General features: G+C 70.8%; 17 protein-coding genes. 10 read left to right on the forward strand and 7 right to left on the reverse strand.

Annotated elements, in window-relative coordinates; translation table 11 throughout:
- The first annotated feature begins 20 nt into the window (after positions 1-20).
- Positions 21-1,100: an MlaD family protein gene (locus QA634_RS24815; RefSeq protein WP_012334651.1), complete on the forward strand. Its 1,080-nt coding sequence runs from the start codon at positions 21-23 to the stop codon at positions 1,098-1,100.
- Positions 1,101-1,222: 122 nt separating this feature from the next.
- Complete coding sequence (locus QA634_RS24820) at positions 1,223-1,819, forward strand: ABC-type transport auxiliary lipoprotein family protein (protein WP_012334652.1); 597 nt, start codon at positions 1,223-1,225, stop codon at positions 1,817-1,819.
- A gap of 90 nt (positions 1,820-1,909) precedes the next feature.
- On the opposite strand, the gene QA634_RS24825 is transcribed toward QA634_RS24820, so the two are convergent.
- From QA634_RS24825 to QA634_RS24845, 5 genes are all read right to left on the reverse strand, one after another.
- A complete protein-coding gene (locus tag QA634_RS24825) occupies positions 1,910-3,232 on the reverse strand; it encodes a pilus assembly protein TadG-related protein (RefSeq protein ID WP_012334653.1) in 1,323 nt (440 codons plus the stop codon).
- A gap of 330 nt (positions 3,233-3,562) precedes the next feature.
- Positions 3,563-4,183: a helix-turn-helix domain-containing protein gene (locus QA634_RS24830; RefSeq protein ID WP_012334654.1), complete on the reverse strand. Its 621-nt coding sequence runs from the start codon at positions 4,181-4,183 to the stop codon at positions 3,563-3,565.
- 116 nt (positions 4,184-4,299) lie between these two features.
- The gene (gene thiD / locus QA634_RS24835; protein ID WP_012334655.1) at positions 4,300-5,103 is read right to left on the reverse strand and encodes a bifunctional hydroxymethylpyrimidine kinase/phosphomethylpyrimidine kinase; all 804 of its coding nucleotides are present in this window, start codon (positions 5,101-5,103) and stop codon (positions 4,300-4,302) included.
- Positions 5,100-5,801, reverse strand: a complete 702-nt coding sequence (gene thiE / locus QA634_RS24840) for a thiamine phosphate synthase (protein WP_012334656.1) — start codon at positions 5,799-5,801, stop codon at positions 5,100-5,102. The genes thiD and thiE overlap by 4 nt, the downstream gene beginning before the upstream one ends.
- A 90-nt stretch (positions 5,802-5,891) precedes the next feature.
- Complete coding sequence (locus QA634_RS24845) at positions 5,892-6,875, reverse strand: DMT family transporter (RefSeq protein WP_012334657.1); 984 nt, start codon at positions 6,873-6,875, stop codon at positions 5,892-5,894.
- A gap of 215 nt (positions 6,876-7,090) precedes the next feature.
- Here QA634_RS24845 and QA634_RS24850 point away from each other — a divergent pair, with 215 nt between their 5' ends.
- Both QA634_RS24850 and QA634_RS24855 read left to right on the forward strand, forming a co-directional pair.
- Positions 7,091-7,996: a UDP-2,3-diacylglucosamine diphosphatase gene (locus QA634_RS24850; RefSeq protein WP_012334658.1), complete on the forward strand. Its 906-nt coding sequence runs from the start codon at positions 7,091-7,093 to the stop codon at positions 7,994-7,996.
- The gene (locus QA634_RS24855) at positions 7,993-9,129 is read left to right on the forward strand and encodes a glycosyltransferase family 4 protein (protein WP_012334659.1); all 1,137 of its coding nucleotides are present in this window, start codon (positions 7,993-7,995) and stop codon (positions 9,127-9,129) included. The genes QA634_RS24850 and QA634_RS24855 overlap by 4 nt, the downstream gene beginning before the upstream one ends.
- A gap of 95 nt (positions 9,130-9,224) precedes the next feature.
- On the opposite strand, the gene QA634_RS24860 is transcribed toward QA634_RS24855, so the two are convergent.
- Positions 9,225-9,701, reverse strand: a complete 477-nt coding sequence (locus tag QA634_RS24860) for a MucR family transcriptional regulator (protein ID WP_012334660.1) — start codon at positions 9,699-9,701, stop codon at positions 9,225-9,227.
- 445 nt (positions 9,702-10,146) lie between these two features.
- Positions 10,147-10,746, reverse strand: coding sequence for a DUF2147 domain-containing protein (locus QA634_RS24865; RefSeq protein WP_012334661.1), 600 nt, complete (start codon positions 10,744-10,746; stop codon positions 10,147-10,149).
- Between the two features lie 306 nt (positions 10,747-11,052).
- Here QA634_RS24865 and QA634_RS24870 point away from each other — a divergent pair, with 306 nt between their 5' ends.
- From QA634_RS24870 to QA634_RS24895, 6 genes are all read left to right on the forward strand, one after another.
- Positions 11,053-11,235, forward strand: a complete 183-nt coding sequence (locus QA634_RS24870; RefSeq protein WP_012334662.1) for a hypothetical protein — start codon at positions 11,053-11,055, stop codon at positions 11,233-11,235.
- 80 nt (positions 11,236-11,315) lie between these two features.
- Positions 11,316-13,139 (forward strand): YbaL family putative K(+) efflux transporter, encoded by a 1,824-nt coding sequence (ybaL, locus tag QA634_RS24875; RefSeq protein WP_012334663.1) that lies wholly within the window; start codon positions 11,316-11,318, stop codon positions 13,137-13,139.
- A gap of 146 nt (positions 13,140-13,285) precedes the next feature.
- The gene (locus tag QA634_RS24880; RefSeq protein WP_012334664.1) at positions 13,286-13,549 is read left to right on the forward strand and encodes a hypothetical protein; all 264 of its coding nucleotides are present in this window, start codon (positions 13,286-13,288) and stop codon (positions 13,547-13,549) included.
- An 89-nt stretch (positions 13,550-13,638) separates the two neighbouring features.
- On the forward strand, positions 13,639-13,845 hold the full coding sequence (locus tag QA634_RS24885; protein ID WP_012334665.1) for a hypothetical protein: 207 nt from the start codon (positions 13,639-13,641) through the stop codon (positions 13,843-13,845).
- A 769-nt stretch (positions 13,846-14,614) separates the two neighbouring features.
- Complete coding sequence (locus tag QA634_RS24890) at positions 14,615-14,914, forward strand: hypothetical protein (RefSeq protein WP_012334667.1); 300 nt, start codon at positions 14,615-14,617, stop codon at positions 14,912-14,914.
- Positions 14,898-15,803, forward strand: a complete 906-nt coding sequence (locus QA634_RS24895; protein WP_012334668.1) for a TIR domain-containing protein — start codon at positions 14,898-14,900, stop codon at positions 15,801-15,803. Before QA634_RS24890 ends, QA634_RS24895 begins: the two co-directional genes overlap by 17 nt.
- The last annotated feature ends 892 nt before the right edge of the window (positions 15,804-16,695 follow it).

The following is a 16,695-nucleotide window of genomic DNA, read 5'->3' on the forward strand; positions in this document are numbered from 1 at the left end:
CTCCGGAGGACCCTGACGGCATGGAAACCCGCGCCAACAACGTCCTGATCGGGACCTTCACCCTCGCGGTGATCGCCGCCGGCTTCCTGTTCGCGTTCTGGATGCGCGGCCCCGTCTCGAACGACGGCCGCATGCCCCTGCGCATCGTGTTCTCGGGCGGCGTCGGCGGGCTCGCCAAGGGCTCGGTCGTCACCTTCAACGGCATCCGGGTCGGCGAGGCGACGGAGGTCGAGCTGCTGCCGCAGGACCCGCGGCGGGTGATGGCCCTGGTCGAGGTCGAGCGCAGCACGCCCCTGCGCGCCGACACCCGGGCGCGCCTCGACATGACGATGCTGACCGGCGTCGCCTCGATCGCCCTCGTGGGCGGCAGCGCCGATGCCCCGCCCCTGAAGGCGCCGGAGGGCGACCGGATGGCGACCATCTTCGCCGATTCGTCGGACATCCAGGACCTGATGCAGAGCGCGCGCACCATCGCGCAGCGCGCGGACGACATGCTGCAGCGCCTCGACCGGGTGGTGGCGGGCAACGAGGGGGCGATCAACCGCACCCTCGCCAATGTCGAGCAATTCTCGAAGGCGCTGAACGACAGCGCCCCCGCCCTCGACGCCCTGGTCAAGGCCGTGGACGGCCGCAAGCTCGGCAGCCTGATCGACAATGCGGACCGCTTCTCGGCCGCCCTCGCGGCGGCGGCGCCCGACATCCAGGACGGGCTGCACGACGCGCGCCTCCTGGCCGCCAAGCTCAACGCCTCCGCCGACCGCGTCGACGCGGTGCTCAAGGGGGCCGAGGGCTTCCTCGGCTCGGCCTCCGGCGAGGCCGGCAAGAGCACCTTCGGCGAGATCCGCGAGGCGGCGATCTCGATCCGCGAGGCGGGCCGGGCCTTCCGGACCATGTCGGAGAACCTCGACAAGCGCACCGCGACCATCACGACGAGCTTCGGCCGCCTGAGCGGGGCGGGCCGGCGCGAGGTCCAGAACCTGTCCACCGAGGGCCAGCGCACCCTCAACAGCCTCAACAGCGCCGCCCGCACCATCGAGCGCGACCCCTCGCAGGTGATCTTCGGCGGCAAGCCGTCGTTGCCCGAATACAACGGTCGCTGACCGAGTGACCGGGCACGGCGGGTGCCCATGTGCGCTGCGGCACCACCGGGGCCCGGGCGTCGATGTCCGGTCAAGGTTTCCGGCCTATATCGGTGCGACGAACAGCCAGCCCATCCGTGCTCATGCCGCCTGTGTTCCTCCGGATCCCGCACGTCCCGACCGCGAGCGCCCTCGCCCTGGCGCTGGTGCTCGGCGGCTGCGGGGGTACGGTGCCCACGACCTTCGATCTCACGGCCCTGCCGGGCGCGGCCCGCGCGGGCAGCGCCCGCCGGAGCCTGATCGTGGCGGAGCCGGTCGGCCTGCAGCCCTTCGAGGCGGACCGCATCATCGTGCGCGAGCCGGGCGGCTCGCTCTCCTTCCTGGGCGGCGGGCAATGGGTGGACCGGCTGCCGCGCCTGATCCAGGCCCGGCTGATCCAGAGCCTGGAGAACGCCAGGAGCCTGCGCGCGGTGAGCCGGCCGGGAGACAAGATCGCCGCCGACACCCTGCTGGTGACCGAGATCCGCGCCTTCGACATCGCGGCCGGGAGCCGGGAGGCGGTGGTGGACCTGTCGGCCAAGCTGGTGTCGGAGGCGACCGGGAGCGTGGTCGCCGCGCGGGTCTTCGCGGCGCGGGTCCCGGTGGCGGACCTGAGCCCGGGCGCCTCCGCGAACGGCCTCGACCGCGCCCTCTCCCTCGTGCTCGCGGACGTGGTGCGCTGGGTCGGGGCCGGCGGCTGATCGGCCGCATCCCGCGCCCGCGCCGCGAAGACCCGCGCGGCGCCTGAGCGAGCCCGACCCGCATGGCGACGCAATCCGTCGGATGTCGGATCACTGCACGAGCTTGACGGTGCGCTTCAGGGTATTGCCGACGCCGTCCGGGACCGGGATGTCGCTCGACCCGTAATTCGAGTTGAGATAGAGGCTCGGCCCGTCGAAGAACTCGACCTGCCGCGCCACGATGATCGTGTAGGCCGAGCGGTCGGCCACCGGATTGTTCGCGTCGACGATGAGCCGACCGGCCGGCAAGTAGATCGTGCCGAGCAGGTTGCGGGCGTTGTTGCTGATGATGCGGTACTGGCGCATCGGGGGCGAGCCCGGCGGCGGCGGCGGCGGCGGCAGCTTGGTGTCGGACTGGACGGCGACCGGCGCGCTGACCGAGCGGTTCTCGAAGAACAGCAGCCCGGCCATCGGGCCGTCCTTCGGCGCCGTCAGGTCGATGCTGCTCTTGACGTCGAACAGCACCCCGCCCGCGTCGCCCGTGAAGTAGAAGCCGACGTTCTGCCCGGTGATCACGCCGTTCTTGTCGACGACCAGCGGACCGTCGTTGATCACGTAGATGCCGGCCGCGAAGGTCACCACGGCGCCGTTGGTGATCTTGAGGCCCCCGCAATAGACGCCGGGCATCAGCAGGGCCGTCGGGGTCCTGGTGCCGTCGATGAGGGTCTGGGTGGTGGAGTAGCAGGGCGGGATCGCGGGGCCGGCGCGGCTCGCCAGGGGGTCGGTGCGCGGCGGGCAGCCGCTCTGGGTGACCCCGCGGATCGTGGCGCGGCCGAGGGCGATGCCCCCGACCGAGCAGATCAGCGCGGCGTCCACGAAGGCCCCGTCCTCGATGTGGATGCCGGCCCGGTCCGCCGAGGCGCCGAACAGGCCGCAGCTCGTCGCCACGACGTTGGCGTTCTTGTGCAGGTGCATCGCGTCCGGGCGGGCCTCGTCGAGGGTCAGGAGGCAGACCCGGGTCGAGCCCGACGATTCGGCCGTGGCGCTCGCGCCGATCTCCATCGAGGGCAGGGTCAGGAGCCGTCCGAACAGGCTCTGCACCGTCTCGTTGATCGCCACCGTGACCGAGGTGCCGCGGCCGACCACCGCGGCGCTGACGCGCGTGATGCCCGGATCCGTGGCGCGGGCGGAGTCGAAGGCGAGGCGCCTGGCCATCGCCTCGACGGAGACGTCGGAGCCCGCCACGCTGAGCTCGCCGGCCGCGCCGAGGGCCGCGACGTCGACCGCCTTCTGCAGCTCCGCCCGCCGCTTGTGGATGCGGGCGTACTCGACCGCGGCGCCGCTCCCGGCCACGAGCAGCGGCAGGCTGAGACCGATGATCAGCGCAACCGCCCCCGTCCGGTCAGCGAGAAAGCGCCTGATCGCTCTCATCATCCGTTGAACCCCCTCCCCGATCAGGTTTGCGAGGGGGCCGTGAAGATTCCATTACTAAACCGGGGCGGCATCCCCGCCGGATTGACTGTCCACGACGAGGAAGATGTGGGCGAAGATGTCAAAATCCAAGTTGCGCGACTGCCGTACCGTTGCGCGCCCGACATCTCGGCGGCGGGCCAGGGGCGCAGCGGCAGGTTGCAGATGTCGCGGGCCTCCGCTTGCACCCGCGCGGGAGGTCGCGCCCGCCGGACCGGGCCGGAAGGCCGCCGCGCCCCGGATGACCGCGCGCCCGCCCGCGCGGGCGAGGCCGTCCTCGCGGGGCGCCCGCCCCTACTCCATCACGGCGGCCTTCATGATCACCACCATCGTGGCCCGCCCGGGCCGGTCGCCGACGCAGCGCACCGTGTGCGGCCGGTCGCAGCGGTAGCGCAGCGTCTCTCCGGCCTTGGCCCGCTGCAGGCTCCCCGCCACGTCGACCTCGAACTCGCCCTCCAGCACCGAGAGGCACTCGACCGAGCCGCGCTGGTGGGCGTCCGAATCGAGCTCCCCGCCCGGCTCCGCGGTGAGGTCGTACCATTGCAGCCATTCCACCGTCTTGATCCAGCCGGTGATGGCGAGCCGCACCTTGCCGTCCTCCGAGACCAGGATCGGCGTGTCGGCCCGGGACGACTTCTCGATGAACGGTTCCTCGTCCCCCGTCGCCAGCACCCGCTCGATCGAGACGTCGAGCGCCTGGCTGAGGCGCCAGATCGTGGCCAGGGTCGGGTTGGTCTCGTTGCGCTCGATCTGGCTGATGATCGACTTCGCGACGCCCGACTGTTCGGCGAGTTCGGACAGCGACAGATTGTAGGCCTTGCGCAGGCGCTGGATCGTCTTGCCGAGCTGCCCCGAAAGGACCTGGGCGCCCGTCATCAGGTCCTTGGCCCGCTCTCGTCCCCGCTCGACGCCCATCGCCCGCTCACGCCCGCCGTCGTTCCGCATTCCGAACGACCGTACGCTCCATCAAACGCAATCGCGGCGCAAGGGCAAGGGGCCAAGGGGGCCGGCGCCGAGGTTTTCGGGGATCCCTACCAGAGGGCGTGGAAGTGGTGGACCGGCCCGTGGCCCCGGCCGACGGCGAGCCGCTCGGCCGCCGCGAGCGCGGCCGCGAGGTAGGCCTTCGCCGCCCGCGCGGCGTCCGGCAGGGGCAGCCCGCGCGCGAGGCCGGCCGCGAGCGCGGCCGAGAGCGTGCAGCCGGTCCCGTGCGTGTGCCGCGTCGCCAGCCGCGGGCCGGTCAGGCGCAGGACGTCCTCCCCCGGCCCGACCAGGAGGTCGGTGCTCTCCTCGCCCGCGCCGTGGCCGCCCTTCATCAGCACCGCGCCCGGGCCGAGGGCGAGGAGGCGGCGCCCCTGCGCCAGCATCGCGGCCTCGTCGGCGGCCAGCGGCTCGCCGAGGAGGATGGCCGCCTCGGGCAGGTTCGGCGTCAGCACGCTCGCCCGCGGGATCAGGCGATCGCGCAGGGAGGCGACCGCGTCCGCGGCGAGGAGGCGGTCGCCGCTCGTCGCCACCATCACGGGGTCGAGCACCACCGGGATGCCGGCCGCGTGCGCCGCCAGCCCCTCGGCCACCGCGGCGATCACCGGCTCCCGCGCCAGCATGCCGATCTTCACCGCGCCCACCGCGAGGTCACCGAAGACGCTGGCGATCTGGCGCGCCACGAAGTCGCCCGGCACCTCATGGACCGCCTGGACCCCGAGGGTGTTCTGGGCGGTCAGGGCCGTGACGACGCTGGCCCCGTAGACGCCGAGCGCCGAGAAGGTCTTGAGATCCGCCTGGATCCCGGCCCCGCCGCCGGAATCCGAGCCCGCGACGGTGACGGCGATCGGGGTCACGCCGCCCCCCGCGCCGCGAGCGCCCGATCGACCAGCTGGCGCAGCGCGCGCGCCCGCGCCTCGACCTCGTCGGGAGCGCCGAACAGGGCCGAGATCAGCGCGATGCCGTCCGCCCCCGCGCCGATCACCGAGGCGGCGTTGCCGGAATCGATCCCGGCGATCGCCCCGATCGGCAGGCCGCCCCGGGCGAGCCGGGCCCGGAAGGCGATGCGCGCGAGGCCTTCCAGCCCCACCGGCGGGTCCGGGTTGCGCTTGCTCGCGGTCGCGAAGACGCCGCCGATGCAGGCGTAGTCCACCGGCAGGCGGTAGAGTTCGTCCGCCTGGGTGCCGGTCTTGACGGTGAGGCCGATGATCGCCCCGGGCCCGAGCAGCCGGCGGGCCTCGGCCGGGTGCAGGTCCTCCTGGCCGAGATGCACGCCCTCGGCCCCGGCCGCCAGCGCGAGGTCGACTCGGTCGTTGACGAGGAGCGGCACGCCGCTGCCCGACAGGGCCGCCCGGATCGCCCGCAGGCGGGCGAGGCTCTCGCGGGCGTTCGGGATCGCCTTCTCGCGGTACTGGAGCAGGGTGCAGCCGCCCGCCGCGGCCGCGCCGGCCATGCGCGCGAGCAGCGCGGGATCGCCGCCGCTCACCCCGACGTCGAGGATGCCGTAGAGCCGCAGGTCGACCGGAACGGTGCCATCCATGCCCACGGGGCGCATCGCCTTCCTCCCGGCCGGCCGCTCCGGCCCCGCCCCGAGTAAGCGTCGGCCGCGCCGGGCGTCAACCTGCGCGCGACTTCGCGCCCGGCCTCAGGCCGCGCGGGCGCCGCCGGCCGCCTCGCGGGCGCGCTCCAGCGCGACCCTGCGCTCGCGCCACACCGTGTAGACGCCGGCCGCCGCCACGATGCTGCCGCCGAGCGCCACCGCCGGCTGCGGCAATTGCCCGAACACGAACCAGCCGATCAGCAGCGACCACAGCATGGTGGTGTACTCGAAGGGCGCCACCAGCGAGGCGTCGCCGTGGCGGTAGCTCTCGGTGAGCAGGATCTGGCCGATGCCGCCCAGCACGCCGACGAGGACGAAGAGGCCGAATTCGGGCAGGCTCGGCAGGCTCCAGCCGAGGACCAGCGTCGAGAGGCCGAGCAGCGAGGTGAACAGGAAGAAGTAGAGGACGATCGCGCCCGTGCGCTCGGTCATGGTCAGGCGCCGGACCTGGATCGTCGCCGCCGCGGCGCAGACCGCCGCCAGGCAGGCGAACAGGGCCCCGATCGAGCCCGCGGCCCCGCCGGCCCCGAATTCGAGGTGCGGCGCCAGCATGATCAGCACGCCGAGGAAGCCCACCAGCACCGCCGCCCAGCGATAGCCCTGGACCCGCTCGCGCAGCACCAGGGCCGCCAGCACCACCACCAGGAGCGGCGAGGCGTAGCCGATCGCGATCGAATCGGAGAGCGGCAGGAAGGACAGGCCGGCGAAGCCCGCGAACATCCCGCAGGCGCCGATCAGGCTGCGCAGGACGTGGCCGCGCAGGTTGCGGGTGCGCACCGCCTCGACCACGCTCCCCTGCCAGCGCAGCCAGATCACGAGCGGCAGGATCGCGAAGGCCGAGCGGAAGAACACGATCTCGCCGGTCGGGAAGTGCCGGTCCGAGAGGCCCTTCACCCCCGCCGACATCAGCGTGAAGGCGAGCGCCGACAGCACCTTGAGGCCGATCCCGAGATAGGGCCGGCCGGACGAGGCGGGGCGCGCGGCATCCCCGCGCAGCGGGCGCTCGGGGAGGACGACGGGGGCTGCCATGGGAGGGTCGCACGCAGGACGAGAGGAAATTCTCCACACCACTTTTCGAATGGCCGAGCCAGCGGCCGCGGCGGTGCTCAGACCTGCAGCCCGCGCATGTGGACCTTAATCGAACCGCAAGAATGGCCTGAACCTGGTTTTCGCGCGGTCGAGACCGCCCAATTCCGCTCCGGGGGGAGCTTCGTCATCAAAGTGATACGGGAATGCGGTTTGGCATGGCGGCCATCGACCGCAAGGAGACGGATGTGGCCGACGACGCCGATGCGCTGCGTGTCCGCTCGCTCTTCCTGTCCGATATCCATCTCGGCACGAAGGGCTGTCAAGCGGAACTCTTGCTCGATTTCCTGCGGGAGGTCGACGCCGACGAGATCTATCTGGTCGGCGACATCGTCGACGGCTGGAAGCTGAAATCCGGCTGGTACTGGCCGCAGGCCCACAACGACGTCGTGCAGAAGCTCCTGCGCAAGGTGCGCAAGGGCTCCCGGCTGATCTACGTGCCGGGCAATCACGACGAGTTCCTGCGCGACTTCCTCGACCTGCATTTCGGCGGCATCGAGGTCCACGACCAGATCCTGCACGAGGGTGCCGACGGCAAGCGCTACCTCGTCATCCACGGCGACCAGTTCGACCTCGTCGTCCGGCACGCCAAGTGGCTCGCCCTGCTCGGGGACGGCGCCTACACGGCGGCCCTGTTCGTCAACACGCACCTGAACTGGGCGCGCCGGCGCCTCGGCCTGACCTACTGGTCTCTCTCGGCCTGGGCCAAGCTCAAGGTGAAGAACGCCGTCAACTTCATCGGCCGCTTCGAGGAGCTGCTGGCGGCGGAGGCCAGGCGCGCGGGCGCCGACGGGGTGATCTGCGGCCACATCCACCACGCGGCCAACCGCGAGATCGAGGGCCTGCGCTACCTCAATACCGGCGACTGGGTCGAATCCTGCACGGCGATCGTCGAGCATTACGACGGCCGCATGGAGGTGATCCGCTTCGCCGAGATGCGGGCCGAGGCGAGCGGCGCGCGGCGGGTCCTGCCCCGGCCCGAGCCGGTCGCGGCGGTCGAGCCCCTGTCGGTCCCCCGGCAAGCCGCCGAGCGGACCTCGTCCAACGCGCGGGCCTTGGCGTGAGGCTGCTCATCGCGACGGATGCGTGGCATCCGCAGGTCAACGGCGTCGTGCGCTCCCTGGAGCAGATGGCCAAGGCCGGGCCCGGCCTCGGCGTCTCGCCGAGCTTCGTCACGCCGCTGCTGTTCCGGTCGGTCCCGCTGCCCGGCTACCGCGAGATCCGCCTCTCGCTGGTGACGTCCCGGAGCATCGCGCCCCATTGGCGCGCCTTCGGCCCCACCCACGTGCACATCGCCACCGAGGGGCCGATCGGGCTCGCCGTGCGCCGCCTCTGCCTCTCCGAGCGCAGGCCGTTCACCACGAGCTACCACACGCGCTTTCCGGAATACCTCGCGGCGCGCCTGCCGGTCCCGCCCGCGCTGAGCTACGCGTGGCTGCGCCGCTTCCACAACGCGGCGAGCGGCACGATGGTGAGCACGCCGTCCCTGGAGCGCGACCTCGCGGATCGCGGCTTCCGCAACCTGATGCGGTGGACCCGGGGCGTCGACACCGAGCTGTTCCGCCCCCGCGCCGCGCCGGAGCCCGAGGCCCTGCGCGGGCTGCCCCGGCCGCTCTTCCTGTTCGTCGGCCGACTCGCGGTCGAGAAGAACGTCGCGGCCTTCCTGTCCCTCGACCTGCCCGGCACCAAGGTGCTGGTGGGCGACGGGCCGGACCGGGCCCGGCTCCAGGCGGAGCACCCGGGCGCGCGGTTCCTCGGCACGCTCACCGGCGAGGCGCTGGCCCGGGCCTACGCGGCGGCGGACGCCTTCGTGTTCCCGAGCCTCACCGACACGTTCGGGATCGTGTTGCTGGAAGCCCTGGCGAGCGGCCTGCCGATCGCCGCCTACCCGGTGACTGGCCCCCTCGACGTGGTGGGCGAGACCCGCGTCGGCGTCCTCGACCGCGACCTCCGGCAGGCGGCCCTCGGCGCCCTGCAGATCCCGCGCGAGCGCTGCCGGGCCGAGGCCCTGCGCTACACCTGGGCCGAGAGCGCGAGGCAGTTCTACCGCAACATCGAGGTCGCCCACGCCAAGGGCCCGGCCGACCGGCGCGCGAAGGGCCCGGCCGACCGGCGCGCGAAGGGCCCGGCCGGCGGGCGCGCGACGCGCACGGCCCCCCTCGCCGCGGATCCGGGCTCCCGCCCGCGCGAGGGCTGACCCCGACGCGCATCGGGCAAGACGCGCATCGGGCAAGACCGTCGTCCCCCCCGGGCCGGTGCGCGCGACGCCGAGACGCCCCGCTCCGCCCCGGCTCAGGTCGCCTTGCGCGGGCGCCCGCGCTTGCGGGGCGGCTGGGCCGGCTCGGGCTTGCGCGCCGCGCGCTCGCGGCGCAGCTGGCCGAGGCCGAGGCTCTTGGCGAGTTCGGAGCGCTGGGCCGCGTAGGTCGCCGCCACCATCGGGTAGTCCGGCGGCAGGCCCCACTTCTCCCGGTACTGCTCGGGGGTGAGCCCGCGCCCGGACAGGTGCCGCTTCAGCGACTTGTAGGGCTTGCCGTCCTCCAGCGAGATGATCGCGTCCGGCGTCACCGTCTTCCTGATCGGGATCGGCGGCACCGGCTTGGCCGGCTCCGGCGGCGGCGGCGACACGATCGTCGCCAGGGACTTGTGCACCGACACGATCAGCCCGCCGAGATCTCCCAGCGGCACCGAATTGTTCGCCACATACGCCGACACGATATCGGCCGCGAGATTGACCAGGCCCGCCTGGTCCGCCGATGGGTCGCTGGTCATGAGGAATGCCCCGCCGAGAAACTCCTTTTCAGGTGCGGGAAAAAGCTGCGACCGTCAATCGTTATCTGGATCCGCTCTGTGCTTACCCGACCTTCCGATTACCGCGGTGCGGGCTCATCATTTCGGTTCAGCCAAACTAAAGTTGTTACGAAGCGACGAACCGACGACCTCTCGGCGAAAGCTGACCTGCGGCGGATCTTCCCCGGGGCGAGCGGCGCCCGGAGGGCGGTGCGGAGGGCGGACCGGCGCCGCAAACCTCCGCGCCGACAAGCGTTTGGGTCGGGCGCGGAACGGCCCGCGGCGGCCGCCGCGCGGCCGGTCGGCGGCGGCCCGGCCGGCCGCGCCGGCCGCTCGGGCGATACAACCAATGAGAGAGGCGGGCCGGCCGCACCCGGGCCGCAATGGGGTGTGGATGGGTGGCGGGAGCGCCCCCGGGGCCGGGTCGTCAGGGCTTGGCCGAGGGCTCCGGCCGAGCGGCCGAGGGCGTCCCGGCGGGCGCGGCCGCGGACGGCTTCGGGGCCGGCGGCTTGGGCGTCCACTCCGCGTCGGCGCGCGGGCCGCCCGCGCCGTTGGTCGGGCCGGTGAGCTGGCCGGGCGCAACGTCGGCGGTCTTCTTCCAGGTCTGCGAGCCGCACAGGAAGCCGAGCAGGCAGCCGCGCACGGTCAGCTCGGACGGATCGTCCACCCAGATCGCGACGTCGTAGTTCTTTCCGTCCTCCGAATTGTAGATCTGACCCTCGTAATGGTCGTCGGCATTGGGCTTGAGGCCCATGATCAGCTGGTGCCCGAGGGAGGGGCGGTTGCGCTTCTTCGGATCGGTGTTCTTGAAGTCGATGCGCGGCTGGCCCTGGTCGTTGAGCGGGGTCTTCAACCAGACCACGTAGCCGCAGACCCGGTCGCTGCGGGTGAGGCACTTCTCGACCCGGATCCGGGCCCGGCCGTCCTCGGTCAGCCAGACGCCGCTCGGATCTTTCGGCGCGGCGAGGACCGCCGTGGGGACGAAGAGGCCGAGGGCGGCAAGGCCCCGGCTCAAGGGCTTCATCATGCAGGTCTCCTCCGGTGCGGCCGTGCGCGGAAGTACGACGCGACCGCCCGCGCCGCAACCCGCGCGCCGCGGCGCGGGAGGGCCGACGACCCCGGCGGGGGCGGGGCGTCGCCTGCCTCGCCGTCGCCTGCCTCGCCGTCGCCTGCCTCGCCATCACATGGCGGGATGTCACATGGCCGGATGTCACATAGGCCGCCGCGGCGCCGCCGCGATAGAGCGGCGAGGCCGGGGGCGAGCACCCGCGGCGAGGGAGCGGCCCGCGCCGCGGCCCGCCCGGCTCCGCCCGCCCCCCAGCAAGGCCCACGCATGATCCCGATCGAGATCCTCGTGATGACCTCCGGCCTGGTCGGCGCGATCGTGATCGTCGTGGCGGCGCGTCCGGGCCGGCTGTCCCTGCGCTGGCCGCGCCACGGCGCGGCGGCGACGCCCGGACCGGCCCCCGAGGCCGAGGACCCGATCCGCTCCGGCGCGTCCCTGCCCCCGCGCTGATCCGCGGCAGGATCCGCACAAGGCGGGCCCGAAGCTGCTATCCTGGCCCCGACACCACGAGTTGAGGAGGCCGACGCACCGTGCCGCACGCCACCGAGCTGATCGCCATCATCGCCCTCGGCCTCGTCTTCGCCTTCGCCGGGGGCATGCTGGCGCAGCGCCTGCGCCTGCCGCCGCTCGTCGGCTACCTGATCGCCGGCATCGCCATCGGCCCGCACACGCCGGGCTTCGTCGGAAACGGGGAACTGGCCGGCCAGCTCGCCGAGATCGGCGTGATCCTGCTGATGTTCGGGGTCGGGCTGCACTTCTCGATCGGCGACCTGATGGCCGTGCGCGCCATCGCGCTGCCCGGGGCCGTGGTGCAGATCGCCGTCGCCACGCTGATGGGCCTCGCCCTGGCCCTCGGCTTCGGCTGGAGCGCGGGCGCCGGGATCGTCTTCGGGCTCGCGCTCTCGGTCGCCTCCACCGTGGTGCTGCTGCGGGCGCTGGAGGAGCGCGGCCTGCTCGACAGCGACAAGGGCCGGATCGCGGTGGGCTGGCTCATCGTCGAGGATCTGGCGATGGTCCTCGCCCTGGTGCTGCTCCCGGCGCTGGCGGGTCCCCTCGGCGGCGAGGGGGCGGGCGCCGCGCACGCGGCCGGCGGGCCGCTCTGGCTGACCCTCGGCCTGACCCTGGCCAAGGTCGCGGCCTTCGCCGGGCTGATGCTCGTCGGCGGGCGGCGCCTCGTGCCCTGGCTCCTCGACCAGGCGGCCCGGACCGGGTCGCGGGAACTCTTCACCCTCGCCGTGCTGGCCCTCGCCCTCGGCATCGCCTTCGGCTCGGCGGAGCTGTTCGGCGTCTCCTTCGCGCTCGGCGCCTTCTTCGCCGGGATGGTGCTCGCCGAATCCGACCTGAGCCACCAGGCCGCCGCGAATTCGCTGCCGCTCCAGGACGCCTTCGCGGTCCTGTTCTTCGTCTCGGTCGGGATGCTGTTCGATCCCGGCATCCTGCTGGCGCAGCCCCTCGCGGTGCTCGCCGTGCTCGCCATCATCCTGATCGGCAAGTCCATCGCCGCGGTCGCGATCGTGCTGGCCTTCCGCCACCCGCTCGCCACCGCGCTCACCATCGCGGCGAGCCTCGCGCAGATCGGCGAGTTCTCCTTCATCCTGGTGGGGCTCGGCATCGGGCTGAAGCTGCTGCCGCTCGAGGGGCGCGACCTGATCCTGGCCGGCGCGCTGCTGTCCATCACCCTCAATCCGCTGTTCTTCGCCGGGATCGGGCGCTTGGTGGCGCTCCTCGACACCCGGCCCGGCCTCGCTGCCCGCTTCGAGCGGCGCGGCGCCGGGCCGCTGCCGCAGGTGAGCGGTGCGCGCGGGCGGCGGGCGGGCCACGCGGTCGTGGTCGGGTTCGGACGGGTCGGCAGCAGCATCGGCCGCGCCCTCGACGCCTGGGACCTGCCCTACGTGGTGGTCGAGCGCGATCGCCGCCGGGTCGAGGAATTGCGCAAGGCCGGGCGCGAGACGGTGTTCGGCGACGCGGCGGCGCCCGGCATCCTGGAGGCCGCCGGGATCGGGCGCGCCCGGCTCCTCGTCGTGGCGAGCCCCGACGCGCATCAGGCCCGCCACCTCATCGCCATCGCCCGGGAGGCGAATCCCGGCATCGACACGCTGGTGCGCACCCACAGCGACGCCGAGCGCCGGCACCTGGAGGCGGAGGGGGTCGGGCTCGTCCTGATGCCCGAGCGCGAGCTCGGTTTCGGCATGACCCTCTACGCCCTGCGCAGCCTCGGCATCAGCGAGGGCGAGGCGCGGGTCTTCGTCGATTCGAGCCGCGCCGAGAGCCGGTCCGACCCGGTCCCGGAGGCCGCCCCCGCCCTCGGCGCGCCGGAACTGCGCCCGCATCGGGAGGCGCTGGGGGGCGAGTGATCCGGCGGCGAGTGATCCGGCGGTGAGTGATCCGGCGGCGCGCGGACCGGCCCCGCCGCATTACGGGATGGCAATGCGGCGGTCATCATGGCCAGAGCCGCCACGGCGCATCATCGGCGCGACCTTCGGAAGATGGAGCGCTGCCGATGTCGCAGATGGATCGTCCGGCCGAGCTGATGATCTGGCACGCGAACCGTGCCGCGCCGCCCGGGGAGGCGCGGATCTACCCGACCCTGGAACAGGCGCTCCTCGCGGCCGCCGACTGCGCGGGCGACCCCGACGCGCTGCCCTGGATCGTCACCGAGGACGGCGAGATCCTGAGCCCGCACTGGATCGACCAGCACCTCGCCGGGCGCCGCGACCGGCCCGCCGCCGGCCGGCTGCGCAGCTGGCTCACCCACTGGGCATGACGCCGCAGCGGCCGGCGCCGCCGTGAAATCGCCGAAAGACGCTGGCAAGAAGGGCTCCCGTTCGACGCCCTCCGTGGTAAACTGTCTTCATGTCGAGCCTGCGCAAGTCCGTCCCACCGCGTCGCGACCCGGTCGCGACGACCTACGGCTACGGCGTGCTGCGCGGGCGGCCGCCGCGGCCCGGCAACGACAACCGGCGCGCGGCGCGCCGCCGGTCGGTGCCCCTGCTGCTCGGGGCGTGGTTCATGATCCTGGCATCGATCACGGCCCTGTTCTGGCGCTCGGCCGGACTCTGACCGGCCGGCCGATCCCGGCCGGGCCATAGGGTTAAGGCATCCGCGGGCGAGCGCCGAGTCCGTCAAGCATGGCGCGCGTCGCGTGTGGATGACGGGGCCGCCGGGACGGGGCGCCGCCGCGGAGGGGCGGTCACCCGGCACACTCGCCGCCATGCAGGCCGAGTCATTTCGGCCGAGTCACGTCGGCCGAGGCGCGCAGGCCAGGTCGTGAAACCCGGGATCGTGAGCATCACTCAGGCCGTGCGGCGGCGAGCGGGAGGACCCGGCGCGCACCAGGGCCTCGGCGACGAGGCCGCGCGGATGATCGCCCTGCGGCGGCGCTTCCTTCCCGCCGTCCAGGCGCTGGGTGCCGCCGGCCCGGCGCTGTCTCGCTGATCCGGACCTCGCGCGGCACCGTTCGGGCCGGTCATCGAGTCAGCCAGCCGATGTCGGCCTTGCCGGATGGCGAGGCTGAACCGCTCGATCGAGAACCGCATGGCGCCCGGGCGGCATGCGCGCGGTGCGGGCCCGACACCGGACCGCCGCGCTGACGGCGGCTCGGACCATCCTGCGGGCCAGGGGGTGGATTGGTGCCGGCGGAGGGCACTTAGGCACCGAACTAGGCGCGCTAACCATTTGATCTTATTGGAAACGATGCGCTTGGTGCAAGGGCTGGTATCACCCCGCGTATCACCTCTGACGGCTGTGGATAGCGCGGTGCCCGCACACCATAAGGTTCTCATTTCGTTCCCTCCATGCAATGATGCGCTCGGGGAGCGTGGAGGCTACTATGCTCAAGATCACCGGTCTTGATGAAATGTCCCGTACCTTGGAGCAGGCGCAGCGGGCGTTTGCAGACCTGGACGGCGAACTTGGCACAGTGCGCTTCGACCCCAACGACCCGGCAAGCATTGAGGCAGCCATTCAACATGCGCACGCTCTAATTGATGGGAAGCTGGGCGACTATGTCAGCAACCCTTTGGTAGCTCCGATGATTGAGGCTTCTAAGGAGCGGTTCCGGGAAGCCATCATTGAACGAGCGGCAGCCGCGCGCCTCAAGGGTGATAGCGAAGATGAGCAGCAAAACTGACGTTTTCACTCAAATCAACAACGCTGTCCTAGACCTACAAGGTGCGCACCTTCAGGGTTTTGAGCGTCCTCTGAAGACTCTTGCACGACTCCTGCAAAGCCCCGATCTTCAGGACATAAACCGTGAGTTGACTTCAGGTGTGGATTATGAGGGCTTCATCGCCGCAAGCGAGGCCACTATTGGCGGCATGGTCGGTAGCGGCAACTTGGTTTGGCCGGAGGACCAAAAGCAGACTCTCGGATTGACGCTAATTTTAATTGAGAAGCTGGCGGCCGAACCCGGTCATGCGTTGAATTTTGCCCATAACTTCTTCTATTCCGGGAACAAGCTTATTGCGGGTCTGCATTCCCTTGTCGGGCAAGTGCTGATTCCATTTGCTCGCGATTACAAAGCATATGTGTTGAGCAGGGGCGATGTGCAGCCACGACTTGTTCAAGCTGCATCTAACAAGGTGTTCATTGTTCACGGTCATGACGATGCGGCCCTTCAAGGATTGGCGCGATTCATCGAGAAGCTTGGCCTTGAAGCCATTGTGTTGAAGGAGCAGCCCGACCAAGGCCGAACCATCATCGAAAAGTTCGAGCAATCTGCCACCGATGTTGGATATGCTGTGGTGTTGCTGACTCCGGACGATATGGGGGGCGCCAAGACCACGGAAGAACAGGACACGCGCGCTAGGCAGAACGTCATCTTCGAGCTGGGCTACTTCGCTGGCAGGCTGGGTCGTGGACGAGTTTGCCTGCTGAAGAAGGGTCGTATCGAGATACCATCGGACTTGTTTGGCGTCATCTACACTGAAATGGACCCTTCAGACGGATGGAAGGCGCGACTGGTGGGTGAACTCAAGGCCGCAAAGCTAGACTTTGACGCTAACTCCTTTTGGCGCTAGCCGGGGTAGCCTGAGGGACCTAATGCTATCCTGGCGATCTTCGTTGCTAATTCTTCGCCCTTCGCGGTCAGTGTATAACAAACCTGCCTCAAGCTCTCGGGGCTGACACGACGTTCCAATAGGCCCAAACCCTCAGGCTTGTCCCGTGTCTTCGGCCCTAGGTCTAGCAGCATCCGGGACATGATGGGCTGAGTGGTCCCGAGCATTGGGGCATAGTCTGTGGGACCAAGGCCGGGCCGATTGGCCACCATCAGGAATCCCATGGCGTAGGTGATAGACATCCTGGGGTTCATCCCTCGGAAGGTGTCTAGTATCCACAAGGCTCGCATGAGGCCCCGAAGATAGTCGCCATCCTGCGTGAAGTCCGCGGGCGTGTCTTCGTTCATACCACCTCCGATTCCATGGTAACCTGCTTGGATACGGATCAGAAAAGAGGCCCGCTAGGGGAGCCTCAAGTCTCTGGCTTTAGGCCAGGGTCATTGTATGGAGCGATTCAGGTATGCCGTTCAGGGCATCCTCTATGTCCTCCAGGGTTGTCAGGATCACAGCTTCACCGGCCCGAACGCCAATGCAAAGGGTGAAAAGCCAGTCACGGCCGAGTTGAGTGAGCGCCTGTAGGCACACCGATGGTGTCTCGCCAAGGGCGCTAGGCCGCAGTGAGTAGACCACCAGATCAAGTAAGCCAGTCATTCTGCCATTCGAGCCCCATTCAGTCGCATCGTTGTGCAACCCGGGTTCTATGGCACCATCAACGTACGCTGTCTAGCTTATTTCTTGTTGAAATGCTTGCATAGGATGACAACTACCAATCCATGGAAAGTGGCATGATGTGAAATAACCCCTATAGTGCTTTATTTCTGGCTGCTCCTACTGGCCTCCCACAGCCTTCCAT

Origin of the sequence: Methylobacterium sp. CB376, from assembly GCF_029714205.1 — a bacterium.
GTDB lineage: Bacteria > Pseudomonadota > Alphaproteobacteria > Rhizobiales > Beijerinckiaceae > Methylobacterium.

Excerpts from the sequence above, each read along its gene's own strand:
- QA634_RS24845 (WP_012334657.1), bottom strand. The coding sequence starts at position 6,875 with ATGGCAGCCCCCGTCGTCCTCCCCGAGCGCCCGCTGCGCGGGGATGCC.
- QA634_RS24815 (WP_012334651.1), top strand. The coding sequence starts at position 21 with ATGGAAACCCGCGCCAACAACGTCCTGATCGGGACCTTCACCCTCGCG.
- thiE (WP_012334656.1), bottom strand. The coding sequence starts at position 5,801 with ATGCGCCCCGTGGGCATGGATGGCACCGTTCCGGTCGACCTGCGGCTC.
- QA634_RS24860 (WP_012334660.1), bottom strand. The coding sequence starts at position 9,701 with ATGACCAGCGACCCATCGGCGGACCAGGCGGGCCTGGTCAATCTCGCG.
- QA634_RS24825 (WP_012334653.1), bottom strand. The coding sequence starts at position 3,232 with ATGATGAGAGCGATCAGGCGCTTTCTCGCTGACCGGACGGGGGCGGTT.
- QA634_RS24820 (WP_012334652.1), top strand. The coding sequence starts at position 1,223 with ATGCCGCCTGTGTTCCTCCGGATCCCGCACGTCCCGACCGCGAGCGCC.
- QA634_RS24885 (WP_012334665.1), top strand. The coding sequence starts at position 13,639 with ATGTCGAGCCTGCGCAAGTCCGTCCCACCGCGTCGCGACCCGGTCGCG.
- QA634_RS24890 (WP_012334667.1), top strand. The coding sequence starts at position 14,615 with ATGCTCAAGATCACCGGTCTTGATGAAATGTCCCGTACCTTGGAGCAG.
- QA634_RS24880 (WP_012334664.1), top strand. The coding sequence starts at position 13,286 with ATGTCGCAGATGGATCGTCCGGCCGAGCTGATGATCTGGCACGCGAAC.
- QA634_RS24895 (WP_012334668.1), top strand. The coding sequence starts at position 14,898 with ATGAGCAGCAAAACTGACGTTTTCACTCAAATCAACAACGCTGTCCTA.
- QA634_RS24865 (WP_012334661.1), bottom strand. The coding sequence starts at position 10,746 with ATGATGAAGCCCTTGAGCCGGGGCCTTGCCGCCCTCGGCCTCTTCGTC.
- QA634_RS24850 (WP_012334658.1), top strand. The coding sequence starts at position 7,091 with ATGGCGGCCATCGACCGCAAGGAGACGGATGTGGCCGACGACGCCGAT.
- QA634_RS24870 (WP_012334662.1), top strand. The coding sequence starts at position 11,053 with ATGATCCCGATCGAGATCCTCGTGATGACCTCCGGCCTGGTCGGCGCG.
- QA634_RS24830 (WP_012334654.1), bottom strand. The coding sequence starts at position 4,183 with ATGGGCGTCGAGCGGGGACGAGAGCGGGCCAAGGACCTGATGACGGGC.